The organism is Escherichia sp. MOD1-EC4550 (genome assembly GCF_963876935.1).
Classification (GTDB): Bacteria; Pseudomonadota; Gammaproteobacteria; order Enterobacterales; family Enterobacteriaceae; genus Escherichia; species Escherichia coli_F.
In genome coordinates this window covers 1-24475 of the sequence record NZ_CAWNSE010000002.1, presented here as the reverse complement: position 1 = coordinate 24475, position 24475 = coordinate 1, and the positions used below count along the sequence as shown (strand labels likewise).

The window sequence follows — 24475 nt, the reverse complement described above, 5'->3', positions numbered from 1 at the left end:
TTAAAAAATATTTTGTGTATAAAAATCATTCGGGTCGGATTGCTGCGAAAGAAATGATACACTAGCACGTCAAAGTAAGTGCGTTATCAGTATTCAGGTAGCTGTTGAGCCTGGGGCGGTAGCGTGCTTTTTTTCTGCTTAACTAACCAGACAATCACACAAAAGAGTCGCTAGTGGAAAAGCCATTTCGAAAAATCCTGGTCATAAAGATGCGATATCACGGAGATATGTTATTAACTACTCCTGTAATCAGTACACTCAAGCAGAATTATCCCGACGCAAAAATCGATATGCTGCTTTACCAGGATACAATTCCGATTTTATCTGAAAACCCAGAAATTAATGCACTCTACGGGATAAGCAATAAAGGTGCGGGAACATTCGATAAAATTAAAAATGTGCTTTCGTTGATAAAAACTCTGCGCGGAAATAATTATGACCTGGTCATTAATCTTACGGATCAGTGGATGGTGGCGCTGCTGGTACGTTGTTTACCTGCACGGATGAAAATATCGCAACTTTATGGTCATCGGCAGCATGGCATTTGGAAAAAAAGCTTCACTCACTTAGCGCCAATACACGGTACACATATTGTTGAGCGGAATTTATCGGTCCTTGAGCCATTAGGTATTACCGATTTCTACACTGACACAACAATGAGTTACGCCGAAGATTGCTGGAAGAAGATGCGCCAGGAATTAGATGCCCTGGGCGTGAAAGATCATTACGTCGTTATCCAGCCGACAGCCCGACAGATATTTAAGTGCTGGGACAACGATAAATTTTCTATGGTTATCGATGCGTTGCAACATCGTGGTTATCAGGTTGTGCTGACTTGTGGCCCTTCGGCAGATGATCTCGCTTGCGTAGATGAAATTGCACGAGGCTGCCAAACAAAACCTATTACCGGCCTTGCCGGTAAAACACGTTTTCCTGAACTGGGCGCATTAATTGATCATGCAGTGCTCTTTATTGGTGTGGATTCTGCGCCGGGGCATATTGCGGCGGCTGTGAAGACGCCAGTTATTAGCCTGTTTGGGGCCACTGATCATGTATTCTGGCGTCCATGGACCGATAATATTATTCAGTTCTGGGCGGGGAATTATCAGAAAATGCCGACCCGGCACGAACTTGACCGCAACAAAAAATATCTTTCTGTTATTCCAGCGGAGGATGTCATTGCCGCTACGGAAAAGCTGTTGCCAGAAGATGCCCCTTCAGCTGACAGGAATGCACAATTATGATCGTGGCGTTTTGTTTATATAAATATTTTCCATTTGGTGGGCTTCAACGTGACTTTATGCGTATTGCATCAACAGTTGCCGCTCGGGGCCACCATGTTCGGGTCTATACGCAGTCGTGGGAAGGTGATTGCCCAAAAGCATTTGAGCTTATTCAGGTGCCAGTTAAGTCCCATACCAACCATGGACGCAATGCAGAGTATTATGCCTGGGTACAAAATCATCTCAAAGAGCATCCCGCAGATCGCGTTGTTGGGTTTAATAAGATGCCAGGTCTGGATGTTTATTTTGCTGCTGATGTTTGTTACGCCGAGAAAGTTGCGCAAGAAAAAGGTTTTTTATATCGTTTAACATCACGATATCGCCATTATGCCGCATTTGAGCGGGCGACTTTCGAGCAGGGTAAATCGACGAAACTTATGATGCTGACCGATAAGCAAATCGCCGATTTCCAGAAGCATTATCAAACCGAACCTGAACGTTTTCAAATTCTTCCTCCCGGTATTTATCCGGACAGAAAATACAGCGAGCAAATCCCAAACAGTCGTGAAATTTATCGCCAGAAAAATGGCATAAAAGAGCAACAAAACTTATTACTGCAGGTTGGATCAGATTTTGGCCGTAAAGGTGTGGATCGCTCAATTGAAGCTTTGGCATCGTTACCGGAATCATTACGTCACAATACGCTTTTATTTGTTGTTGGCCAGGATAAGCCGCGAAAATTTGAAGCGCTGGCAGAAAAGCTCGGCGTGCGGAGCAATGTGCATTTCTTCTCCGGTCGCAATGATGTGTCAGAATTAATGGCAGCCGCTGATTTATTACTGCATCCCGCTTATCAGGAAGCCGCGGGTATCGTTCTTCTTGAAGCAATCACTGCTGGATTACCTGTTTTAACAACTGCGGTATGTGGGTACGCGCATTATATTGCGGATGCCAATTGTGGAACGGTTATCGCTGAACCATTCTCCCAGGAACAGTTAAATGAAGTTTTACGTAAAGCGTTAACTCAGTCTCCATTACGAATGGCCTGGGCGGAGAATGCTCGCCATTATGCCGATACTCAGGATTTGTATAGCCTGCCAGAGAAAGCCGCAGATATCATTACAGGTGGTTTAGATGGTTGAATTAAAAGAGCCGCTTGCCACATTTTGGCGTGGTAAAGATGCTTTTGAAGAAGTCAAAAAACTGAATGGCGAGGTCTTTCGTGAACTCGAGACGCGTCGCACATTACGCTTTGAACTGGCCGGGAAAAGCTATTTTCTTAAATGGCACAAAGGGACGACATTAAAAGAGATTGTAAAAAACCTGCTCTCATTACGGATGCCCGTTTTGGGCGCAGACAGAGAGTGGCACGCTATTCATCGCCTGAGTGATGTTGGCGTTGATACAATGAAGGGCATTGGGTTTGGTGAAAAAGGGTTAAATCCATTAACTCGCACATCATTTATTATTACCGAAGATCTCACTCCCACGATTAGCCTTGAAGATTATTGTGCTGATTGGGCAGTCAACCCGCCTGATATACGTGTAAAGCGTATGCTGATTACACGAGTGGCAACCATGGTGCGTAAAATGCACGCCGCAGGGATAAATCACCGCGACTGCTACATTTGCCACTTTTTGCTTCATTTACCATTTACTGGCCGGGAAGATGAATTAAAAATTTCGGTTATCGATCTGCATCGGGCACAGATACGTGCAAAAGTACCGCGCCGTTGGCGCGATAAAGACCTGATTGGTTTATATTTCTCATCAATGAATATTGGCCTGACGCAAAGAGACATATGGCGATTTATGAAGGTTTATTTTGGGATGCCTTTGCGCAAAATATTGTCTCTTGAACAGAACTTATTGAACATGACAAGCGTTAAGGCCGAGCGTATTAAAGAGCGAACACAACGTAAAGGATTATAAAAATATTTATCAGTATGTACTGGAACTAACTTCATTATGACTATTTATTTTATAAACTGGGTTGCAGATTATGAATTAAAAATGATCCAGTACCTGAAAAAAAAGTACAAGATAAAAAACATAACGACACCAAAAAAATACAACTGGATTAATAAGAAAATCTCAAAAATAGGGATGGACAATGCATGGCTGGGGCGATTATTCATCAAACATTACCTCAATGATATTAGAAAAGATGACATAATTATCTTTAATGACAGTGTTATTAATAAAGGTATCAATAAACAAATATTAAAAAACATTAACTGTCATAAAGTTTTGCTTCTAAGAAATACTGTTAGCGAAGATTTTATTTTTGATAACGCCAATTATTTCGATGTTATATATGATTTTGAAAATAGATTTATAGGGAATGAAAAGACCAAAGCAATAGAACAATTTTTTCCTATAGGGATGGAGGAGATTACGAATTATAACTTATCTGACAAAAATAACAGTCAGCCAATATGTTTCTTTCTTGGTCGAGATAAAGGGCGTCTTCAAATAATTAATGAGTTAGCCGATAGACTAGCAACACTAGGATGTAAGTTAGATTTTAATGTTGTCAAAGATAAGACATCATCACCGACTTCAAAGTATTTGATTGAAAAACAAATGCCTTATGAAGAGAATATTAGAAGAACATTAAATGCTAATATAATTGTTGATATAACTAAAGAAAACCAATCTGGTTGGACTCTTCGTATACTTGAGGCGCTATTTTTCAATAAGAAATTAATCACCAATAATATAAATATACTTACTTCAGAAATCTATAGTGAGTCTCGCTTTTTTATAATAGGTCATGATGATTGGGATAAGTTAGAGTATTTTATTAACTCATCTGTTAAACCAATGGATTATGATAGTTTATATAAATTCAGTCCAGATAAAATGATGTCAACGATTGTTTCTGATTTTATAGATAAATAAAACCGTTAAAACAGTGAGTTTTACTCAATTAATGAGATCTTCTATGAAAATAGCGTTTATCGGCGAAGCCGTTTCTGGATTTGGCGGCATGGAAACAGTCATCCGTGATGTCATTAGCAACTTCAGGCAACAACATATCCAAAGTGAAATGTTTTTCTTTTGTCGTAATGACAAAATGGATAAGGGATGGCTAGAGGGTATACAGTACTCGTGTTCATTTTCCAATATTCGTTTAGGCTTTTTACGTCGGGCGAAACATATTTATGCTTTAAGCAAATGGCTGCGGGATTATCAACCGGATATCGTTATTTGTATTGATGTGATCTCCTGCCTGTTTGCCGCAAAAGCACGTAAAAAATCAGGAATTGATGTGCCAGTATTTTCATGGCCACATTTTTCTTTAGATCACAAAAAACATGCTGAATATATCACCTGTGCCGACTATCATTTAGCAATCAGCTCTGGCATTAAACAGCAAATGATTAATCGGGGGGTAGCAGAATCGACGATAAATGTTATTTTTAATCCCGTCGAAGCCAAAGATTCAGTCATTCCCGCGCCCGAGGAAGCCGAAACGGCAACGTTCATTTATGTTGGGCGTATGAAATTTGAAGGCCAGAAGAGAGTTAAAGACCTGCTTGATGGCTTATCACAAGCGCAAGGTAACTGGAAACTCCATGTATTGGGTGATGGTTCCGATTTTGAAAAATGCCAGGCTTATAGTAGAGAACTAAATATTGATGATCGAATTGTCTGGTATGGTTGGCAACAACATCCCTGGGAATTGGTCCAGCAAGATATTAAAAAAGTGAGTGCATTATTGCTCACGTCATCTTTTGAAGGTTTCCCAATGACCCTACTTGAAGCCTTGTCATGGGGGATTCCTTGTATCAGTGCCGATTGTGTCTCCGGGCCTGCTGACATTATTCAACCTGATGTCAATGGTCATCTGTATCAACCGGGAGATATTGCTGGTTTTGTAACTCTTCTAAATAAATATATAGCAGGTGAAATTCATATCGAACATGAAAAAATTCCTGCGTCGATCGATAAGTTTTACCAATCGAAGTATTACGATAGATTACATAAGATAATTATTTCTGCTATTTCCCGGAGGAAATAATGCAGCAGGTGTTTTTCCAGGAAACTGAGTTTCTTAATTCAGTTATTGATTATAATCATAAAGTAGAAACAGAAAATCTTTGTCTGGACATCGCTTATGGAACTGACAAAAATTTTCTATTTGGTTGCGGAATTTCGATTGCTTCAATATTAAAGTATAATGAAGGAAGTCGATTGTGTTTCCATATTTTTACGGATTATTTTGGTGATGATGATCGTAAGTATTTTGATGCCCTGGCGTTGCAGTATGAAACCAGAATTAAAATATATCTGATTAATGGTGATCGACTGCGCTCATTGCCTAGCACAAAGAATTGGACTCATGCAATATATTTTCGTTTTGTTATTGCAGATTACTTTATTAATAAGGCGTCTAAAGTCCTTTATCTGGATGCAGATATCATTTGTCAGGGGAATATTGAGCCACTAATTAATTTCTCATTTCCTGGCGATAAAGTCGCAATGGTTGTTACAGAAGGGCAAGCTGACTGGTGGGAAAAACGCGCCCATTCGTTAGGTGTTGCGGGAATTGCTAAAGGTTACTTTAACTCGGGTTTTTTATTGATTAATACTGCCCAATGGGCGGCTCAGCAGGTTTCTGCCCGAGCCATTGCAATGCTAAATGAGCCAGAAATAATCAAAAAGATAACACATCCTGATCAGGATGTATTAAATATGTTGCTGGCAGATAAACTTATTTTTGCTGATATTAAATATAACACCCAGTTTAGCTTAAATTATCAACTTAAAGAAAGCTTTATAAACCCAGTAACCAACGATACTATTTTTATCCATTATATCGGACCAACCAAGCCCTGGCATGATTGGGCCTGGGATTATCCTGTATCACAAGCCTTTATGGAGGCAAAAAATGCTTCGCCATGGAAGAATACGGCGTTGCTGAAACCGAACAATAGCAATCAATTAAGATATAGCGCAAAACATATGCTTAAAAAGCATAGATATCTAAAAGGATTTAGCAACTATCTTTTTTATTTTATTGAAAAGATAAAGCATTAAAACTGGGAAACTATAAAGTAATGATATAAGGGTAGCATTGTGGACTCATTTCCTGCCATAGAGATAGATAAAGTTAAAGCCTGGGATTTTCGGCTTGCTAATATAAATACTTCTGAATGTTTAAATGTTGCCTATGGTGTCGATGCTAATTATCTTGATGGTGTAGGTATTTCCATCACATCAATTGTCCTAAATAATCGACATATTAATCTTGATTTTTATATTATTGCTGATGTTTATAATGATGGTTTTTTTCAAAAAGTTGCAAAGCTTGCAGAGCAATACCAATTAAGAATCACGTTATATAGAATTAACACTGATAAGCTCCAGTGCTTGCCTTGTACACAGGTCTGGTCAAGAGCAATGTACTTCCGTTTATTTGCATTTCAATTATTGGGTTTAACGCTTGATCGTTTGCTTTATCTTGATGCAGATGTTGTTTGTAAAGGCGATATTAGCCAACTATTGCATCTGGATTTAAACGGAGCGGTTGCTGCTGTTGTTAAAGATGTTGAGCCAATGCAGGAAAAGGCGGTATCCAGGTTGTCTGATCCTGAATTACTTGGGCAGTACTTTAATTCTGGTGTCGTTTATTTAGATTTAAAAAAATGGGCTGACGCAAAACTAACAGAAAAAGCGTTGTCTATTCTTATGAGTAAAGATAATGTTTATAAATACCCTGATCAGGATGTTATGAATGTCTTACTGAAAGGGATGACAATATTTTTGCCTCGTGAGTACAATACAATTTATACAATTAAAAGTGAATTAAAAGATAAAACACATCAAAACTATAAAAAGCTGATTACAGAAAGTACTCTTCTTATTCATTATACAGGTGCAACTAAACCGTGGCACAAATGGGCAATTTATCCATCGGTAAAATACTATAAAATAGCTTTAGAAAATTCGCCATGGAAAGATGACTCGCCACGAGATGCAAAATCAATTATTGAATTTAAAAAAAGATATAAACATCTTTTAGTGCAGCATCACTATATCTCAGGAATTATAGCAGGAGTCTGTTATCTTTGCCGAAAATATTACCGTAAATAACATTTAACTGGTTTATTATGATTCAGAAGAGCAAGATCAAAGACTTGGTTGTTTTTACCGATGAAAACAATTCAAAGTATCTCAATGTATTAAATGACTTTCTTTCTTATGATATTAATATCATCAAAGTTTTTCGTTCTATAGATGATACAAAAGTCATGCTTATTGATACCGATTACGGTAAATTGATACTTAAAGTTTTTTCTCCTAAAGTTAAACGCAACGAACGTTTCTTTAAATCTCTTTTAAAGGGAGATTATTATGAACGCCTTTTTGAGCAAACTCAAAAAGTGCGTAACGAGGGGCTGCATTCTCTCAATGACTTCTATTTGTTAGCAGAACGGAAAACATTACGTTTTGTCCATACTTACATCATGCTTATCGAATATATCGATGGCGTTGAGTTGTGTGATATCCCCGATATTGATGAAACGTTAAAAAATAAAATTCAACAATCAATCCGTTCATTGCACGAACATGGTATGGTATCTGGTGATCCTCACCGTGGTAATTTTATTATTGAAAATGGTGAAGTACGCATTATTGATCTTTCAGGAAAACGGGCATCTGCACAACGTAAAGCGAAAGATCGTATTGATCTAGAACGACATTATGGTATTAATAATGAGATTAAAGATCTCGGTTATTATCTTTTAGTTTATCGTAAAAAAATACGTAATCTTATGCGCCGCTTGAAAGGAAAGCCAGCACGATAAAGTAAAAGTCTTACATTTAAACGTCTTCGTCAGAACATTTCTATGCGGAGTTATTATTTCACAGGTTTATCATGAAGAATATTAGATACATTGACAAAAAAGATGTTGAAAACCTGATAGAAAGTAAAACGTCTGATGATGTTATTATTTTTCTTTCCGGCCCCACATCGCAAAAAACACCATTGTCAGTTCTGCAGACAAGGGATGTTATTGCTGTCAATGGTTCCGCGCAATATCTACTAAGTCATAATATTATTCCCTATATTTATGTACTTACTGATGTTCGCTTCTTGCATCAGCGTCGTGATGATTTTTATAAATTTAGCCAGAGAAGTCGTTATACCATAGTAAACGTCGACGTTTATGAACACGCTTCCAAAGAAGATAAACTTTATATCCTCCAAAACTGCCTCGTATTACGGTCCTTTTACCGCCGAGAAAAAGGCGGTTTGATAAAGAAGATAAAATTTAATATATTAAGTCAGATTCATAAAGAACTGTTGATCTCTGTACCGTTGTCTAAAAAAGGTCGTCTGGTCGGATTTAGCAAGGACATCAGTCTTGGTTATTGCTCATGCCATACTATTGCCTTTGCTGCAATTCAAATAGCATATACACTTAAGTATGCGCGGATTATTTGTTCTGGTCTTGATTTAACTGGTAGTTGTTCTCGTTTCTATGACGAAAGTAACAATCCTATGCCCTCGGAATTGAGTAGGGATTTGTTTAAAATCTTGCCATTTTTCCGTTTTATGCGTGATAATGTAGAAGATATTAATATTTATAATTTGTCAGATGATACGGCTATTTCTTACGATGTAATTCCATTTATTAAACCTCTCGATATCAGTACAGAAGAGTCAAAGGATAAGATAAGAAAAAAAATGGAATATAAAGCTTCAACTGATTCTTATGCTAATTAATCATCCTGAAACTAAAATTATATGGTATAAAAATGCGTTTAGGAACTTTTCACAAAAAGAAAAGATTTTATATAAACAAAATCAAGATTAATTTTCTTTCTTTTTTATTTCGTAAAAAAATCAATAACCAAGTTACAGATCTCGCACAAGTTAAATCATGCCTTATCATTCATGATAATAATAAACTCGGTGATTTAATTGTATTAAGTTCGATTTATCGTGAGCTTTATAGTAAAGGAGTTAAAATAACCATTCTCACAAATAGAAAGGGAGGGGAGTTTCTCTCTAACAATAAAAATATATTTGGATTCTGTATTAAAGAATCAACAGGTTTCCTTAAAATGCTTACTCTATGTAAGCATTTGCGGGATTTACAGTTCGATATTGTATTAGACCCCTTTGAAACTATGCCCTCATTTAAGCATAGCTTAATATTATCAAGTTTAAAAGATTCTTACATTCTGGGTTTTGATCAATGGTATAAGCGTTACTATTCATTTTACCATCCCCATGATGAATGTTTAAAAGAACATATGAGTACACGAGCAATAGAAATACTGAAGCATATTTATGGTGAGGGTGAATTTTCCACCGACTACGACTTGCATTTGCCTGTAGATGTTGAAAATAAAATAATAGATTTTATTGGGAATACAAGGATAGTCATCATTAACCCATTAGGTGCAAAAAAAATATGCCGACTTACGTTTGAGCAAATAAAAGTTATATATCAAGAAGTGAAAGTACAATTTGAGAATTGTCGAGTGATATTTACTGGGTTACCACAAGATTTATTGACAATACCAATACCTGAAATTGAAACACTACCATTTGACGAGTTTATTTATACTGTTGCGTTGACCAAGTATAGTGATTTTGTCATTTCTGTTGATACAGCTCTTGTTCATATCGCTGCGGCTTATCATAAACCAACGCTTGCATTTTATCCTAATTCACGCACTCCGGAATATCCCTCACATTTAATTTGGTCCCCAAATAATCATCGGTCTATACAAATAGTATCCCCAACATTTACGGTAAAAGATATCGATCCTGAAACTTTAACTGATTCAGTAAAGAGATTAAGTTGTATAGATAAGAAGTGAGTTTTAACTCACTTCTTAAACTTGTCTATTCTTGATTAATAGTATTGTTGCGATTATTAATAACGAGTAAGAGGACTATAGCTGATATAACGATAATTGGAATGCTGCGTGCCCATATGATCACATCACTGAGTCCAATCCCCACAATGCCAAGCGTTAATATCAACAAACCCAATGCTCGTTTTTTATATGCTGTATAAAATAGAGAAAAATAGAGGAAAAGGGTGGAAAAAATCCCCATCAGACCTTTCAGTGATGCTGCTTCAATTATCTCATTATGTAGGTGCACGTTAGCAAAATCCAATGCCCCTCTTAGTCTATTGTTTTCTGCGACCAACAAATTCATATTTTCAGCGCGCGACTCTGCAGATCTAAATGAAAAAGGCGATTTTTTGAATAAATCAAAACCAATTTCGTACATTGCCAGTCTTGCACCTAAGGAAGTCACGCTATTAGCATTGGTATAGCTGTTCAAATCATTCAATGCTTCGTTATAGCGATATTGAATTGGTTTATTAAATATAATTACAACACTGGCCAGTATGGCAATTAGTAGAACGATAGCGGAAGTGAATTTTTTTGGGGATTTGTTATAATATGTGATTAGTGCAACAGCACAAATTACAGGGAACAGGAGTAGAGTTGCTCTGGTTTGTGTTAGCGCCAGAACATAAAGTACTGCGAAACTATTTAATAAAAATAAAAAAGGATGGCTTTTCTTAGTGTAAAGAATTGCAACACCACTAACTATCCCTATTAGCATAGTTGAATATGCCGCTCCTGTTGCCGCTCCTATACCAAAAGAAATACGGTCATATTCATGAGTGCTATTAATATACATTGCATATCCAGCAATTATAAATGACAGAGAATATAAAATGTATAATACACTCTCTTTTTTTGTTTTTAGCTGACTAGTTAGTGCCAAAAAAACAATAAAAGAACCAAATATAAATATTTTGGCAGTGTTTAAATAACTATGATAAGTAGCACGAAATGGTGAGTCATCTACTTTAAATACAGAATACCAAATTAAATCAAGCACCCCTATAAAGAATATAGAAAGGGGAAGCATAAGGTTTTTTATATTATAATTTCCTTGTCTGCCACGTAAAATTAGTGATAATAGGCAAACTATAGCAGTGATATTATATATCTTTATGCTGAAAGTGTTATCGACGAATGCAATTATCAATGAAAGAAAACATAATATATAAGTTATTACCTCTAAAATCATAGATGATTTCAGAGTGTAAGGTTTCCATGAATGAAGTTTAATGAAGGTTGGCATGTTTTACCTTTATAATGATGATAGTTTTTCCAAAACTGCTTGACCGTTGAGATTAATTAAACTTTTTCCCGGTGCCATGCAAACTACCTGATTCTTCCCATAACCGCCAATCAATCCCGGGTCTGTAGGCCCATAAACTGTGATATTAGGTTTATCGAGCGCTGCCGTTAAATGGCTTAACCCCGTATCCACCGACACCACAAATTTAGCCCCGGCCAGCACGCGGGCAACGCCTTCCAGACTCATCTTCGGCAATACTTCAACATAAGCAAATCCTTCCGCCAGTCGTTTCGCCCGTTCTTCCTCATGCGGCGCGCCCCACGGAAGTTTAATCCGTATTCCTGAATCAGCCAGTAAACCAATCAATTCTCGCCAGTGTTCTTCCGGCCAGTGTTTATCATCTCGGGTTGTTGCATGAAGAAATACGGCATATTCGCCAGCATCTGTAGGCAGGTTCGTCAGGAAATGCTGTGCGATAGCATAATCGCCCTGGGTTTGTGGTTTGCTATAGCCCAGACTTTTGGCAAACAGTTCGCGGGTGCGTTCTACGGCGTGCTGCTGTTTTGCAATATGATGTTTATGATTGTAAAACAGGCTGGCTAAGGGTTCGCGAGCGGTTTGCCAGTCCATTCCATGCTTTACGCCATGCGCCAGACGCGTCACCAGCGCCGCGCTTTTTACCAGCCCCTGAGCGTCGATAACTGCGTCATAGTTCTCTGCTTGTAGCGCTTCACGAAACGCTTTGCGTTCAGCTTTTATGGGGGCCGAGAACCAGGCTTTACGCCAGCGACGTATTGCCACAGGAATAACTCGCTCAACGGCAGCGTGCCAGGAAGGAATCTGTGCGAACCCTTCTTCCACCACCCAGTCAAACTTAATCCCTGGGATTGCCTGCTGGGCATCAGTGAGTGCGGGCAGCGTATGGAGAACATCGCCCATCGACGATGTTTTAACGATCAGAACCCGCATCCGTCAGGCTTCCTCTTGTAACAATAGCGCGTTGAGTTCTTCCAGTACGCGCTGGGGAGTAATGTCGATCAAGCTCTGGTGATAACCCTCCGCAGCGTCACCTTTACGCACTTTGTGATAGCCGGTAATCAGGCGGATCACGCGCGCTTTATGGGATAGTGGCGGTGTGAAGTCCGGGCTACTCGGACCATACAGGGCAACCAAAGGACGATTGAGCGCCGCCGCAACGTGCATCAGGCCAGAATCGTTAGTGACAATGGCTTTACAGGCTGCAATCAGGATAACTGCTTGATCAAGCTGTGTTTCCCCCGCCAGGTTCCGGCACCATGCCTGCTGCTCGGTATTCAAAGCGGCAAGAATCTCATTGCCCGCTTCATGATCTTTCGCCGAGCCAAACAGAACCACCTGATAACCTTCATCAATCAGCTGCTTTGCCAGCTCCGCATAGTGGTAGTGTGGCCAGCGTTTTGCCGGACCAAACTCCGCTCCGGGGCAAAAGCCAATCATCGGACGTTCTGATGAGAGCGAAAATTGATTACAGGTATATGATTTTTCACCTTCGCTCACCTGCAACTGCGGCCATAACAATGGCTGCGGCAGATCTTGTGCGGTACGCATAATGCCTTTGTCATAGGCCAGCGCGACATAGCGTTCCACCATTAGCGGCCAGGCTTCTTTATCGAGCACGCGTACATCGTTAAGTAAACCGTAGCGCATCTCGCCGCGCCAGCCGGTGCGATGAGGAATACCCGCGAAGAAAGGCACTAATGCGGACTTGAAGGAGTTGGGTAAGACGTAGGCGCGGTCGTAGCGCTTTTCACGCAGACTATGACCCAGTTTGCGGCGTTCGCCGATTTCCAGCGCTCCGTGACCGAGAGGCATAGGAATAGCTTCGTTAACTTCCGGCATCCGCGATAACAATGGACGGCACCATGCCGGTGCCATCACGTCGATTATCGCCTGGGGATAGCGCGCCTGGAGCGTGCGATAGAGACTTTGCGACATCATCATGTCGCCAACCCAAGACGGGCCGATCACCAGTATTTTCATGCAGAGCTCTTATGCGTCGCGATTCAGCCAGGCCATGTATTCCGTTACACCTTCAGCAACGGTTTTGAACGGTTTGTCGTAACCCGCCGCGCGCAGATTTGTCAGATCCGCCTGAGTGAATGCCTGATAGCGGCCTTTCAGTTTATCCGGGAACGGAATGTATTCGATCTGGCCTTTCTTGTGATAAGCAAGCGTAGCATCCGCTACTGCCTGGAAGGATTCTGCACGACCGGTACCGAGGTTGAAGATGCCGGATACGCCATTTTCCAGGAACCACAGATTCACATCTGCCACATCACCCACGTAGACGAAGTCGCGTTTAAAGTTCTCGCTACCTTCGAACAGTTTCGGCGATTCACCGTTGTTGAGCTGGGTGTTGAGATGGAAAGCGACGCTCGCCATGCTACCTTTATGGCCTTCACGCGGTCCATAAACGTTGAAATAGCGGAAGCCAACAATCTGTGAGTTTGCTTCCGGCAGGATTTGGCGAACATATTCATCAAACAGGAACTTCGAATAACCGTAGACGTTCAGCGGTTTTTCGTATTCACGGGATTCAATAAAGTCGGAGGTGCGTCCGCCGTAAGTGGCTGCGGAAGAAGCGTACAGGAACGGGATTTCTCGCTCCAGGCAGTAGTGCAGCAGCTCTTTGGAGTATTGATAGTTGTTATCCATCATATACTTGCCGTCCCACTCGGTGGTGGAAGAGCACGCGCCTTCGTGGAAAATCGCTTCGACATCGCCGAACTCTTCGCCAGCCATAATCTGGATCAGGAAGTCTTCCTTATCCATATAGTCCGCGATATTCAGATCCACCAGGTTCACAAACTTGGTGCCATCTTTCAGGTTGTCCACCACCAGAATATCGGTGATGCCTTTATCATTCAGGGCCTTAACGATGTTGCTGCCGATAAAGCCCGCGCCGCCGGTAACGATGATCATAACTGTAACCTTCGAATTATGGAGTCAGAGACAATCTCAGACACGAATGCTTCTATCATATCACTACACGGCGTTCGCTTCAGCCATTCGCCAAAAGTGAGATTGATGGACGTTATTTATCCTGAATTTTGCAGAAGTGTTAACGCGTCATCTCGTCGCAACCTATAAGTTTGGGTAATATGTGCTGGAATTTGCCCTGTCTGGAGAATCGCAATGCGTGGAGAATTTTATCAGCAGTTAACCAACGATCTGGAAACCGCAAGGGCGGAAGGGTTGTTTAAAGAAGAGCGCATTATTACGTCTGCGCAACAAGCAGACATCACTGTGGCTGATGGAAGCCACGTCATTAACTTTTGTGCCAATAACTATCTCGGACTGGCGAATCATCCGGATCTGATTGCGGCGGCAAAGGCGGGAATGGATTCTCACGGTTTCGGCATGGCTTCGGTGCGTTTTATTTGCGGCACTCAGGACAGCCATAAAGAGCTTGAACAAAAACTGGCGGCCTTCCTGGGGATGGAAGATGCGATTCTCTACTCTTCCTGCTTTGATGCTAACGGTGGCCTGTTCGAAACGCTGTTGGGCGCGGAAGACGCCATTATCTCCGACGCACTGAACCACGCGTCTATTATTGATGGTGTGCGTCTGTGCAAAGCTAAACGCTATCGTTATGCCAACAACGATATGCAGGAGCTGGAAGCACGTCTGAAAGAAGCGCGTGAAGCCGGTGCGCGTCATGTGCTGATTGCCACCGATGGTGTGTTCTCGATGGACGGCGTGATTGCCAACCTGAAAGGTGTTTGCGATCTCGCAGATAAATACGATGCCCTGGTGATGGTAGATGACTCCCACGCGGTAGGTTTTGTCGGTGAAAACGGTCGTGGTTCCCATGAATACTGCGATGTGATGGGCCGGGTCGATATTATCACCGGCACGCTCGGTAAAGCGCTGGGCGGGGCTTCTGGTGGTTATACCGCGGCGCGCAAAGAAGTGGTTGAGTGGCTGCGCCAGCGTTCTCGTCCGTACCTGTTCTCCAACTCGCTGGCACCGGCCATTGTTGCCGCGTCTATCAAAGTGCTGGAGATGGTTGAAGCGGGTAGCGAGCTGCGTGACCGTCTGTGGGCGAACGCGCGTCAGTTCCGTGAGCAAATGTCGGCGGCGGGCTTTACCCTGGCGGGTGCCGATCACGCCATTATTCCGGTCATGCTTGGCGATGCTGTAGTGGCGCAAAAATTTGCACGTGAACTGCAAAAAGAGGGCATTTACGTCACCGGTTTCTTCTATCCGGTCGTTCCGAAAGGTCAGGCGCGTATTCGTACCCAGATGTCTGCGGCGCATACCCCTGAGCAAATTACGCGTGCAGTAGAAGCATTCACGCGTATTGGTAAACAACTGGGCGTTATCGCCTGAGGATGTGAGATGAAAGCGTTATCCAAACTGAAAGCGGAAGAGGGCATCTGGATGACCGACGTTCCTGTACCGGAACTCGGGCATAACGATCTGCTGATTAAAATCCGTAAAACAGCCATCTGCGGGACTGACGTTCACATCTATAACTGGGATGAGTGGTCGCAAAAAACCATCCCAGTACCGATGGTTGTAGGCCATGAATATGTCGGTGAGGTGGTTGGCATCGGTCAGGAAGTGAAAGGCTTCAAGATCGGCGATCGCGTTTCTGGCGAAGGCCATATCACTTGTGGTCATTGCCGCAACTGTCGTGGTGGCCGTACCCATTTGTGCCGCAACACGATAGGCGTTGGTGTTAATCGCCCGGGCTGCTTCGCCGAATATCTGGTGATCCCGGCATTCAACGCCTTCAAAATCCCCGACAATATCTCCGATGACTTAGCCGCAATTTTCGACCCGTTCGGTAACGCCGTGCATACCGCGCTGTCGTTTGATCTGGTGGGCGAGGATGTGCTGGTCTCTGGTGCAGGCCCGATTGGTATTATGGCGGCGGCGGTGGCGAAACACGTTGGTGCACGTAACGTGGTGATTACTGATGTTAACGAATACCGCCTTGAGTTGGCGCGTAAAATGGGTATCACCCGTGCGGTTAACGTCGCTAAAGAGAACCTCAATGATGTGATGGCAGAACTGGGCATGACCGAAGGCTTTGATGTTGGTCTGGAAATGTCCGGTGCGCCGCCAGCGTTTCGTACAATGCTCGACACCATGAACCACGGCGGTCGCATTGCGATGCTGGGTATTCCGCCGTCTGATATGTCTATCGACTGGACCAAAGTGATCTTTAACGGCTTGTTCATTAAAGGTATTTACGGTCGTGAGATGTTTGAAACCTGGTACAAGATGGCGGCGCTGATTCAGTCTGGCCTCGATCTCTCGCCGATCATTACCCATCGTTTCTCTATCGATGATTTCCAGAAGGGCTTTGACGCTATGCGTTCGGGCCAGTCCGGGAAAGTTATTCTGAGCTGGGATTAACACGAACAAGGGCTGGAATACCAGCCCTTGAAGCTGATGGCAAACACAAAATTGCCTGATGCGCTACGCTTATCATGCCTACGCGGTTCCTGCAAAATATTAAATCTGCACAATTTGGTAGGCCGGATAAGGCGTTTACGCCGCATCCGGCATAAACAAAGCGCACTTGGTCTACAATCTGAAAATCCAAAATACCAGCCCTTTTATCTGAGGATAATCCGTTAAATATGTAAAATCCTGTCAGTGTAATAAAGATATCGTAATTGCGCTGATCTCTTATATAGCTGCTCTCATTATCTCTCTACCCTGAAGTGACTCTCTCACCTGTAAAAATAATATCTCACAGGCTTAATGGTTTCTTAATACAAAGCCTGTAAAACATCAGGATAACTTCAGAGGTCGTCGGTATTTATGATGAACAGCACCAATAAACTCAGTGTTATTATCCCGTTATATAATGCGGGAGATGATTTCCGTACTTGCATGGAATCTTTAATCGCGCAAACCTGGACTGCTCTGGAAATCATTATTATTAACGATGGTTCAACGGATAATTCTGTTGAAATAGCAAAGCATTACGCGGAAAACTATCCGCACGTTCGTTTGTTGCATCAGGCGAATGCTGGCGCATCGGTGGCGCGTAATCGTGGGATCGAGGTGGCGACGGGCAAATATGTCGCTTTTGTCGATGCTGACGATGAGGTCTATCCCACTATGTACGAAACGCTGATGACCATGGCGTTAGAGGACGACCTCGATGTGGCGCAGTGCAACGCTGACTGGTGTTTTCGTGAAACGGGAGAAACCTGGCAATCCATCCCCAGCGATCGCCTTCGCTCAACCGGCGTATTAACCGGCCCTGATTGGTTGCGGATGGGGCTTTCTTCCCGCCGTTGGACTCACGTTGTCTGGATGGGGGTTTATCGTCGTGATGTCATTGTTAAAAATAACATTAAATTTATTGCCGGATTACATCATCAGGATATCGTCTGGACAACAGAATTCATGTTTAACGCGCAACGCGTGCGATATACCGAGCAATCGTTATATAAATATTATTTGCATAATACGTCAGTGAGCCGATTGAATAGACAGGGAAATAAAAACCTTAATTATCAACGCCACTATATTAAGATTACCCGACTGTTGGAAAAGTTAAATCGCGATTACGCAGACAGAATAGTGATTTACCCGGAATTTCATCAACAAATAACTTACGAAGCATTACGTGTTTGCCATGCGGTACGTAAAGAGCCAGATATTATTACCCGCCAACGGATGATTGCCGAGATATTTACTTCCGGTATGTATAAGCGCTTGATTACCAATGTGCGCAGCGTGAAGGTGGGTTATCAGGCGTTACTGTGGTCTTTCCGCTTATGGCAATGGCGCGACAAAACGCGGTCGCACCATCGCATTACGCGTAGCGCCTTTAATTTGCGCTAGCGTTAAGTTTTGCCGCTTCGGGCTGTTTGCCCCAGCCTTGCCACTGATGCTGGAAGTAAACGATCAGCGTGCTCTGGCTGATGCTTTCGCTTAATACTTCAAAGAAGCGATTAGCATAAACAGGTTCCAGCGGTTTCTTCGGTTTGCAGAGCTTCACGCCACGGAACGGATTACGCGGTGTGTCGGGCACAGCGTTTTTAGGCGGTGTAGACGTATCAATCTGCGGTTCATTCAGCAAGCTGCTGGCTTTCACCAGTGTAATGTCTGGCGGCAGGTTATAAACCATCTGTTGCAACACGCGTACCGTTGAAGGGTGAGGATGCCCAATGGCAATGGTCGAACCGTTGCGACGCGCCAGGTCAATTGCACGATTAAACTGCACACGGATGTCTGCTTCGTTCTGTGAATCGTCGAGGAACACCTTCCGTTTAATAACCTTCACGCCAGTGCCTTGCGCGGCGCGCATCGCCTGGGTATTACCGATGGTTACGCTGTCGAGGAAGTAAAGATTGTAACGCTCCAGTGCCTGCATCACTTTCTGCATACCAAACAGGTTAGAGGTCATCTTGCTACCCATGTGGTTGTTGATCCCCACGGCATAGGGCACGTTATTGACCGCACTACGAATAATGCGCTCAATTTCGTCGCTGCTCATCTCCGGGCGCAGCGTATTTTTCTCCAGCGGCTGTTTACTCAACGGTGCCATTGGCAGATGAATCAACACTTCGTGACCGCTGTTATGCGCTTTGGTCGCCATCTCTCTGGCGTGCGGTGAATCGGGTAATACAGCGACGGAGATAGCGGAGGGCATCGCCAGCACCTGGTTTTCGTTGTGCGGGCGATACCCAAAATCATCAATGACGATGGCAAGTTTGCCAGCAAGTACGGGGGAGGAGAGCGCCAACAGAGCGGCAAATGCAAGAACGTTACGACGAAATGGAAACAAAACTTATCTTCCCAACCACGGCTGTGGATTGACCGCCTGACCCTGGCGGCGAATTTCGAAATAGAGTGAAGGCCGACCCTGACCGCCACTGCTGCCCACCAGTGCAATTGGCTGGCCCGCGCGAACCTGCGAACCAACGCTCACCAGTGCGCTCTGATTATAGCCGTAAAGACTCATGTCGCCTTTACCATGCTCAACCACCACCACCAGACCGTAGCCTTGCAGCCAGTCAGCCAGAATCACCCGACCGTCGGCAATCGCTTTAACTTCAGTACCTTCAGAAGCACCAATCACCATCCCTTTCCAGCGCAGCTCACCCTGTAGCTGCTCGCCATAACGATGCAGCGTCGGCCCGCGAACCGGCCAGAATGCCTGACCACGCGGCGCGCCCAGGCCACCAGTTCGGGACATCAGCGATTTTTCGCTTTCGGTCGGTTTGTAGGTGGTGCCTTTGCGCGTCGCTTCTTTCTGACGGTCGCGAACCGCCTGGGCTTCGCGCGCCTCACGTTCAGCACGCGCTTTCGCTGCCGCTTCCGCACGGGCAATGCTGTTACGTAGACGAGATTCGTTGGCGCGCAGCTCGCTCAACTGTTGTTGACCTTGCTGGATGGAAGACTCTAGCCCAGCCAGCGTCTTTTTACGCTCGTTCAGCGCCTGGGTCAGCTTCGCCTGTTGGGCGCGCTGCTCATATAACAGTGTTTGTTGCTCGCTCTGTTTCTCTTCCAGCTCGGCGCGTTGCATAGCGACTTCTTCACGCGTTTGTTTCAACTGAGCAATGGTTTCTTGTCGCGCCTGGTTGAGATAACCGAAATAAGCCTGTAAACGCTGACCACGCTGGCTTTCTTCACCGCTGAGAATGAGCTGAATACCGGTATGCTCGCCCTGACGAAACGCGGCATCCAGTTGCGCGGCGAGGCTGCGTTCCTGAGCGGCTTTTTGCTGCTCCAGTTTGGCAATCGACGCGTTCATCTCATCAATCTGTTTATTCAGTTGATTGAGTGTGTTTTGCGTTTCGCGCAGCTTGCGAGTGGCTTCAGAGATCGCTTCTTCCTGCTTTTTCAATTGTGCGAGCAGGCTTGCGCGTTGTTGTTGCTTTTGGCGTACCGCGCGCTCTTTCGCGGCGATATCGGCCTGAATAGATTTGAGTTGGTCGCGATCATCCGCGTGGGCGGAAAAGGCGCACAACAATACGCCAGCGCTAAGAACGCTGGCGTAGATGATGGGCCTGATTGCAAACCTGCGCGGTTTCACGGCCCGTGTCATGGTATTAATCGCCTTTCCCCTCATGGGGAGGGATTATTCCACGATGAACAGCGGCTTACCAGTCATCTCTTGCGGGATTTCCATACCCATCAGCGACAACATGGTCGGCGCGATGTCAGAAAGTTTGCCGCCTTCAACCGCTTTCACGTTCTTATCGCCAACGTAAATCAGCGGAACAGGCAGATTGGTGTGCGCTGTGTGCGCCTGACCCGTTGCCGGATCGCGCATCTGTTCAGCGTTACCGTGGTCAGCGGTGATCAGCAGTTGTCCACCCACGGACTCAACCGCTTTCGCAACTTCATCCACGCAGTGATCCAGCGCTTCAACGGCTTTAACCGCTGCTTCCATCACCCCGGTGTGACCTACCATGTCGCCGTTAGGATAGTTACAGATGATAGTGTCGTATTTGCCGCTCTTGATGGCCGCAACCAGTTTTTCGGTCAGCTCTGCGGAGCTCATTTCTGGCTGCAGGTCGTAAGTTGCCACTTTCGGCGAGTTGATCAGAATGCGGTCTTCGCCTTTGAACGACTCTTCTACACCACCGTTAAAGAAGAAAGTGACGTGAGCATATTTTTCGGTTTCGGAAATACGCAGTTGAGTTTTGTCGTTTTTCGCCATCCACTCGCCGAAGGTGTTAACCAGAGAAGCTGGCGGGTAAGCAACCGCAGTTTTGATATCAGCGGCGTATTCGGTCAGCATCACGAAATCGATGTTAACCACTTTCTTACGCGCGAAGCCGTCGAAATCAGCGTTCACGAAAGCACGAGTGATTTCACGCGCGCGGTCAGCACGGAAGTTCATGAAAATCAGCGCATCGCCATCTTCCATTGCCGCGTCTGGCTGGCCTTCAGCACGGATAACGGTCGCTTTCACGAATTCGTCGTTTTCGTCGCGAGCATAAGCAGCCTGCAAACCGGCAACAGCGGTGTCGGCCTGGAATTCGCCCTGCGCCAGCGTCAGCAGGTCATACGCTTTTTCAACGCGATCCCAGCGATTGTCGCGGTCCATTGCGTAGTAACGACCAATGATGGACGCTACGCGGCCTTTGCCCAGCGCGGCAAATTTCTCTTCGAATTTTTTCAGCGAGGATTCAGCACTGCGCGGCGGGGTGTCGCGACCGTCAAGGAATGCGTGCAGGTAGATTTTTTCTGCGCCGCGTTCCGCTGCCAGTTCTACCATCGCCATGATGTGATCTTCGTGGCTGTGTACACCACCTGCGGAGAGCAGACCCATAATGTGTACTGCTTTGCCTGCGTTTTTCGCTTTATCTACCGCACCAGTCAGCACCGGATTAGCGAAGAAAGCGCGATCTTTGATTTCAACGTCCAGACGAGTCAGGTCCTGATACACGATGCGGCCGGCACCCAGGTTAACGTGGCCTACTTCGGAGTTACCCATCTGACGGTCAGGCAGACCGACTTCCAGACCGGAAGCGTCGATCAGGGTATGCGGACGATTGGCCCACAGTGCATCCATTACCGGGGTTTTAGCACTAAAAATGGCGTTATCCTGCTGTTCTTCGCGATAGCCATAGCCATCCAGAATCACCAGTACCATAGGTTTTTTAGAAACCGACATTGCGACAACCTCATACTCAAGAGTCAAAATTTGCGTAATTTTACTACAGCTGAATCGATAAAATAGCCTCTGAAGATCAAAATATACGACCGCTCGCGGCAAGCCGATGCCAGATTTACGCTTTTTTTTCGTAGCACCCCGCAAAATTGCATTCCAGTTAACGCGCTGGCTGTATTTGCCGCACCGCGCAGGTATACTCCTTTCCTGGTTTTTTTAATCACTACGTCGGGAGTTGTTACCCCCCATGCAAGAAATTATGCAATTTGTTGGCCGTCATCCCATACTGAGTATCGCCTGGATCGCGTTACTGGTGGCGGTTCTTGTGACTACGTTTAAGAGCCTGACCTCGAAAGTGAAGGTGATTACTCGTGGTGAAGCTACACGTCTGATCAACAAAGAAGACGCTGTGGTTGTGGATTTACGTCAGCGTGATGACTTCCGTAAAGGCCATATCGCAGGTTCTATCAATCTGTTGCCGAGCGAAATCAAAGCCAATAATGTTGGTGAGCTTGAGAAGCACAAAGACAAGCCGGTTATCGTGGTAGACGGTTCTGGCATGCAGTGCCAGGAGCCTGCAAACGCGCTGACGAAAGCAGGTTTTGCGCAAGTATTCGTGCTGAAAGAGGGCGTCGCTGGCTGGGCTGGCGAGAACTTGCCTCTGGTGCGCGGCAAATAATTTACCTGTCGTCTTTCATGATGCAGGCCGTTAGCTGCAATTAGGCCCCCTGAGACTTATTGTTATAAGCTTCTGGGGACACTCCATTTTGCTGCCGCCCTGCAACATGAAATTTCAGGGTAAAAAAACAGGAGCTAATTTATGGCCAATGTTGAAATCTATACCAAAGAAACCTGCCCGTATTGCCATCGTGCGAAAGCACTGCTGAGCAGCAAGGGTGTGAGTTTTCAGGAGTTGCCGATCGATGGCAACGCCGCTAAGCGTGAAGAGATGATCAAACGCAGCGGTCGCACCACGGTTCCCCAGATTTTTATTGACGCACAGCACATTGGCGGCTGTGATGACTTGTATGCATTGGATGCACGTGGTGGACTGGATCCCCTGCTGAAATAACGTGTGAACGTTGGCATTACATTGCGCAGTATTGAAGGACAACACTTAAGGGTTTTCTACACATGTCAGAACAAAACAACACTGAAATGACTTTCCAGATCCAGCGTATTTATACCAAGGATATTTCTTTCGAAGCGCCAAACGCGCCGCACGTTTTCCAGAAAGATTGGCAGCCAGAAGTTAAACTTGATCTTGATACGGCATCTTCTCAACTGGCAGATGACGTTTACGAAGTGGTACTGCGTGTTACCGTAACGGCATCCCTGGGTGAAGAAACTGCGTTCCTGTGCGAAGTGCAGCAGGGCGGTATTTTCTCCATCGCGGGTATCGAAGGCACCCAGATGGCACATTGCCTGGGCGCGTACTGCCCGAACATTCTGTTCCCGTATGCTCGTGAGTGCATCACCAGCATGGTATCCCGCGGTACATTCCCGCAACTGAACCTTGCGCCGGTTAACTTCGATGCGCTGTTCATGAACTATTTGCAGCAGCAGGCTGGCGAAGGTACTGAAGAACATCAGGATGCCTGATGAACCAACGTAATGCTTCAATGACTGTGATCGGTGCCGGCTCGTACGGCACTGCTCTTGCCATCACCCTGGCAAGAAATGGCCACGAGGTTGTTCTCTGGGGCCATGACCCTGAACATATCGCGACGCTTGAACGCGACCGCTGTAACGCCGCGTTTCTCCCCGATGTGCCTTTTCCCGATACGCTCCATCTTGAAAGCGATCTCGCTACCGCACTGGCAGCCAGCCGTAATATTCTCGTCGTCGTACCCAGCCATGTCTTTGGGGAAGTGCTGCGCCAGATTAAACCGCTGATGCGTCCTGATGCGCGGCTGGTGTGGGCGACCAAAGGGCTGGAAGCGGAAACCGGACGTCTGTTACAGGACGTGGCGCGTGAGGCGTTAGGCGATCAAATTCCGCTGGCGGTTATCTCTGGCCCAACGTTTGCGAAAGAACTGGCGGCAGGTTTACCGACGGCCATTTCGCTGGCCTCTACCGACCAAACCTTTGCTGATGATCTTCAGCAGTTGCTGCACTGTGGTAAAAGTTTCCGCGTTTACAGCAACCCGGATTTCATTGGCGTGCAACTTGGCGGCGCGGTGAAAAACGTTATTGCCATTGGCGCGGGGATGTCCGACGGTATCGGTTTTGGTGCGAATGCGCGTACGGCGCTGATCACTCGTGGGCTGGCTGAAATGTCGCGTCTTGGCGCGGCGCTGGGTGCCGATCCTGCCACCTTTATGGGCATGGCGGGGCTGGGCGGTTTGGTGCTTACCTGTACCGACAACCAGTCGCGTAACCGCCGTTTTGGCATGATGCTCGGTCAGGGCATGGATGTACAAAGCGCGCAGGAGAAAATTGGTCAGGTGGGGGAAGGCTACCGCCATACGAAAGAAG

Annotated in this window: 24 protein-coding genes; 17 read left to right on the top strand and 7 right to left on the bottom strand. The window is 44.9% G+C overall.

Going from position 1 to position 24475, the window contains the following annotated elements:
- Positions 1 to 173: 173 nt before the first annotated feature.
- From rfaQ to AACU19_RS02410, 10 genes are all read left to right on the top strand, one after another.
- Positions 174 to 1244 carry a lipopolysaccharide core heptosyltransferase RfaQ gene (rfaQ, locus tag AACU19_RS02455; protein ID WP_105277668.1) on the top strand — a complete coding sequence of 357 codons (1071 nt, stop codon included), beginning with the start codon at positions 174 to 176 and terminating at the stop codon, positions 1242 to 1244.
- Positions 1241 to 2365, top strand: a complete 1125-nt coding sequence (rfaG, locus tag AACU19_RS02450; protein WP_000634283.1) for a lipopolysaccharide glucosyltransferase I — start codon at positions 1241 to 1243, stop codon at positions 2363 to 2365. Before rfaQ ends, rfaG begins: the two co-directional genes overlap by 4 nt.
- Entirely contained in the window at positions 2358 to 3155 is a 798-nt protein-coding gene (gene rfaP / locus AACU19_RS02445; protein WP_105277669.1) for a lipopolysaccharide core heptose(I) kinase RfaP, read from the top strand. Before rfaG ends, rfaP begins: the two co-directional genes overlap by 8 nt.
- A 36-nt stretch (positions 3156 to 3191) precedes the next feature.
- Complete coding sequence (gene rfaS / locus AACU19_RS02440) at positions 3192 to 4127, top strand: LPS core biosynthesis protein RfaS (protein WP_105277670.1); 936 nt, start codon at positions 3192 to 3194, stop codon at positions 4125 to 4127.
- Between the two features lie 43 nt (positions 4128 to 4170).
- Complete coding sequence (waaB, locus tag AACU19_RS02435) at positions 4171 to 5250, top strand: lipopolysaccharide 1,6-galactosyltransferase (RefSeq protein WP_000683957.1); 1080 nt, start codon at positions 4171 to 4173, stop codon at positions 5248 to 5250.
- Positions 5250 to 6269 carry a lipopolysaccharide 3-alpha-galactosyltransferase gene (gene waaO / locus AACU19_RS02430; RefSeq protein WP_105277671.1) on the top strand — a complete coding sequence of 340 codons (1020 nt, stop codon included), beginning with the start codon at positions 5250 to 5252 and terminating at the stop codon, positions 6267 to 6269. The genes waaB and waaO overlap by 1 nt, the downstream gene beginning before the upstream one ends.
- 39 nt (positions 6270 to 6308) lie before the next feature.
- Positions 6309 to 7325, top strand: coding sequence for a lipopolysaccharide 1,2-glucosyltransferase RfaJ (gene rfaJ, locus AACU19_RS02425; protein ID WP_105277672.1), 1017 nt, complete (start codon positions 6309 to 6311; stop codon positions 7323 to 7325).
- A 17-nt stretch (positions 7326 to 7342) separates the two neighbouring features.
- A complete protein-coding gene (gene rfaY, locus AACU19_RS02420) occupies positions 7343 to 8041 on the top strand; it encodes a lipopolysaccharide core heptose(II) kinase RfaY (protein ID WP_105277673.1) in 699 nt (232 codons plus the stop codon).
- A 71-nt stretch (positions 8042 to 8112) separates the two neighbouring features.
- Positions 8113 to 8964 carry a 3-deoxy-D-manno-oct-2-ulosonate III transferase WaaZ gene (gene waaZ / locus AACU19_RS02415; RefSeq protein WP_105278629.1) on the top strand — a complete coding sequence of 284 codons (852 nt, stop codon included), beginning with the start codon at positions 8113 to 8115 and terminating at the stop codon, positions 8962 to 8964.
- 32 nt (positions 8965 to 8996) lie between these two features.
- A complete protein-coding gene (locus AACU19_RS02410) occupies positions 8997 to 10070 on the top strand; it encodes a glycosyltransferase family 9 protein (RefSeq protein WP_105278628.1) in 1074 nt (357 codons plus the stop codon).
- A gap of 25 nt (positions 10071 to 10095) precedes the next feature.
- On the opposite strand, the gene AACU19_RS02405 is transcribed toward AACU19_RS02410, so the two are convergent.
- Genes AACU19_RS02405 through rfaD form a run of 4 tightly spaced genes read right to left on the bottom strand, consistent with a single transcriptional unit; the run spans position 10096 to position 14322 of the window.
- A complete protein-coding gene (locus AACU19_RS02405; protein ID WP_105278627.1) occupies positions 10096 to 11361 on the bottom strand; it encodes an O-antigen ligase family protein in 1266 nt (421 codons plus the stop codon).
- 9 nt (positions 11362 to 11370) lie between these two features.
- A complete protein-coding gene (rfaC, locus tag AACU19_RS02400) occupies positions 11371 to 12330 on the bottom strand; it encodes a lipopolysaccharide heptosyltransferase RfaC (RefSeq protein WP_105278626.1) in 960 nt (319 codons plus the stop codon).
- A gap of 3 nt (positions 12331 to 12333) precedes the next feature.
- Complete coding sequence (rfaF, locus tag AACU19_RS02395; RefSeq protein ID WP_000699228.1) at positions 12334 to 13380, bottom strand: ADP-heptose--LPS heptosyltransferase RfaF; 1047 nt, start codon at positions 13378 to 13380, stop codon at positions 12334 to 12336.
- 9 nt (positions 13381 to 13389) lie between these two features.
- Positions 13390 to 14322 (bottom strand): ADP-glyceromanno-heptose 6-epimerase, encoded by a 933-nt coding sequence (gene rfaD, locus AACU19_RS02390; RefSeq protein WP_000587764.1) that lies wholly within the window; start codon positions 14320 to 14322, stop codon positions 13390 to 13392.
- A 213-nt stretch (positions 14323 to 14535) separates the two neighbouring features.
- Between rfaD and kbl the strand changes: the two genes are divergently transcribed.
- The 3 genes from kbl to waaH all read left to right on the top strand — a co-directional run bounded on the left by kbl (position 14536) and on the right by waaH (position 18213).
- Positions 14536 to 15732 carry a glycine C-acetyltransferase gene (gene kbl, locus AACU19_RS02385; RefSeq protein ID WP_001213834.1) on the top strand — a complete coding sequence of 399 codons (1197 nt, stop codon included), beginning with the start codon at positions 14536 to 14538 and terminating at the stop codon, positions 15730 to 15732.
- A gap of 9 nt (positions 15733 to 15741) precedes the next feature.
- Positions 15742 to 16767, top strand: coding sequence for an L-threonine 3-dehydrogenase (gene tdh / locus AACU19_RS02380; RefSeq protein WP_105278625.1), 1026 nt, complete (start codon positions 15742 to 15744; stop codon positions 16765 to 16767).
- A gap of 411 nt (positions 16768 to 17178) precedes the next feature.
- The gene (gene waaH, locus AACU19_RS02375) at positions 17179 to 18213 is read left to right on the top strand and encodes a UDP-glucuronate:LPS(HepIII) glycosyltransferase (RefSeq protein WP_105278624.1); all 1035 of its coding nucleotides are present in this window, start codon (positions 17179 to 17181) and stop codon (positions 18211 to 18213) included.
- Here waaH and AACU19_RS02370 read toward each other — a convergent pair.
- From AACU19_RS02370 to gpmM, 3 genes are read right to left on the bottom strand one after another with little or no spacing between them, the layout of a single operon-like run.
- On the bottom strand, positions 18200 to 19159 hold the full coding sequence (locus tag AACU19_RS02370) for a divergent polysaccharide deacetylase family protein (RefSeq protein ID WP_039021771.1): 960 nt from the start codon (positions 19157 to 19159) through the stop codon (positions 18200 to 18202). The two genes, waaH and AACU19_RS02370, sit on opposite strands and share 14 nt — an antisense overlap.
- 3 nt (positions 19160 to 19162) lie before the next feature.
- Entirely contained in the window at positions 19163 to 20422 is a 1260-nt protein-coding gene (gene envC / locus AACU19_RS02365) for a murein hydrolase activator EnvC (protein WP_230146813.1), read from the bottom strand.
- A gap of 33 nt (positions 20423 to 20455) precedes the next feature.
- Positions 20456 to 22000 (bottom strand): 2,3-bisphosphoglycerate-independent phosphoglycerate mutase, encoded by a 1545-nt coding sequence (gene gpmM, locus AACU19_RS02360; protein ID WP_001353573.1) that lies wholly within the window; start codon positions 21998 to 22000, stop codon positions 20456 to 20458.
- 244 nt (positions 22001 to 22244) lie between these two features.
- On the opposite strand from gpmM, the gene AACU19_RS02355 reads away from it, so the two are divergent.
- The 4 genes from AACU19_RS02355 to gpsA all read left to right on the top strand — a co-directional run.
- Complete coding sequence (locus tag AACU19_RS02355; RefSeq protein WP_001156181.1) at positions 22245 to 22676, top strand: rhodanese-like domain-containing protein; 432 nt, start codon at positions 22245 to 22247, stop codon at positions 22674 to 22676.
- Between the two features lie 141 nt (positions 22677 to 22817).
- The gene (gene grxC, locus AACU19_RS02350) at positions 22818 to 23069 is read left to right on the top strand and encodes a glutaredoxin 3 (RefSeq protein WP_000024392.1); all 252 of its coding nucleotides are present in this window, start codon (positions 22818 to 22820) and stop codon (positions 23067 to 23069) included.
- Between the two features lie 62 nt (positions 23070 to 23131).
- A complete protein-coding gene (secB, locus tag AACU19_RS02345) occupies positions 23132 to 23599 on the top strand; it encodes a protein-export chaperone SecB (RefSeq protein ID WP_000003377.1) in 468 nt (155 codons plus the stop codon).
- Positions 23599 to 24475, top strand: an 877-nt coding sequence (gene gpsA / locus AACU19_RS02340; protein WP_105278623.1) for an NAD(P)H-dependent glycerol-3-phosphate dehydrogenase, incomplete at its 3' end; no start/stop codon positions are given. The genes secB and gpsA, both read left to right, overlap by 1 nt.

Bases quoted from the DNA above. Each gene is read 5' to 3' on its own strand.
- rfaG (WP_000634283.1), top strand. From the start codon at position 1,241: ATGATCGTGGCGTTTTGTTTATATAAATATTTTCCATTTGGTGGGCTT.
- rfaP (WP_105277669.1), top strand. From the start codon at position 2,358: ATGGTTGAATTAAAAGAGCCGCTTGCCACATTTTGGCGTGGTAAAGAT.
- rfaS (WP_105277670.1), top strand. From the start codon at position 3,192: ATGACTATTTATTTTATAAACTGGGTTGCAGATTATGAATTAAAAATG.
- waaB (WP_000683957.1), top strand. From the start codon at position 4,171: ATGAAAATAGCGTTTATCGGCGAAGCCGTTTCTGGATTTGGCGGCATG.
- waaO (WP_105277671.1), top strand. From the start codon at position 5,250: ATGCAGCAGGTGTTTTTCCAGGAAACTGAGTTTCTTAATTCAGTTATT.
- rfaY (WP_105277673.1), top strand. From the start codon at position 7,343: ATGATTCAGAAGAGCAAGATCAAAGACTTGGTTGTTTTTACCGATGAA.
- waaZ (WP_105278629.1), top strand. From the start codon at position 8,113: ATGAAGAATATTAGATACATTGACAAAAAAGATGTTGAAAACCTGATA.
- AACU19_RS02410 (WP_105278628.1), top strand. From the start codon at position 8,997: ATGCGTTTAGGAACTTTTCACAAAAAGAAAAGATTTTATATAAACAAA.
- AACU19_RS02405 (WP_105278627.1), bottom strand. From the start codon at position 11,361: ATGCCAACCTTCATTAAACTTCATTCATGGAAACCTTACACTCTGAAA.
- rfaC (WP_105278626.1), bottom strand. From the start codon at position 12,330: ATGCGGGTTCTGATCGTTAAAACATCGTCGATGGGCGATGTTCTCCAT.
- rfaF (WP_000699228.1), bottom strand. From the start codon at position 13,380: ATGAAAATACTGGTGATCGGCCCGTCTTGGGTTGGCGACATGATGATG.
- rfaD (WP_000587764.1), bottom strand. From the start codon at position 14,322: ATGATCATCGTTACCGGCGGCGCGGGCTTTATCGGCAGCAACATCGTT.
- kbl (WP_001213834.1), top strand. From the start codon at position 14,536: ATGCGTGGAGAATTTTATCAGCAGTTAACCAACGATCTGGAAACCGCA.
- tdh (WP_105278625.1), top strand. From the start codon at position 15,742: ATGAAAGCGTTATCCAAACTGAAAGCGGAAGAGGGCATCTGGATGACC.
- waaH (WP_105278624.1), top strand. From the start codon at position 17,179: ATGATGAACAGCACCAATAAACTCAGTGTTATTATCCCGTTATATAAT.
- envC (WP_230146813.1), bottom strand. From the start codon at position 20,422: ATGACACGGGCCGTGAAACCGCGCAGGTTTGCAATCAGGCCCATCATC.
- gpmM (WP_001353573.1), bottom strand. From the start codon at position 22,000: ATGTCGGTTTCTAAAAAACCTATGGTACTGGTGATTCTGGATGGCTAT.
- AACU19_RS02355 (WP_001156181.1), top strand. From the start codon at position 22,245: ATGCAAGAAATTATGCAATTTGTTGGCCGTCATCCCATACTGAGTATC.
- grxC (WP_000024392.1), top strand. From the start codon at position 22,818: ATGGCCAATGTTGAAATCTATACCAAAGAAACCTGCCCGTATTGCCAT.
- secB (WP_000003377.1), top strand. From the start codon at position 23,132: ATGTCAGAACAAAACAACACTGAAATGACTTTCCAGATCCAGCGTATT.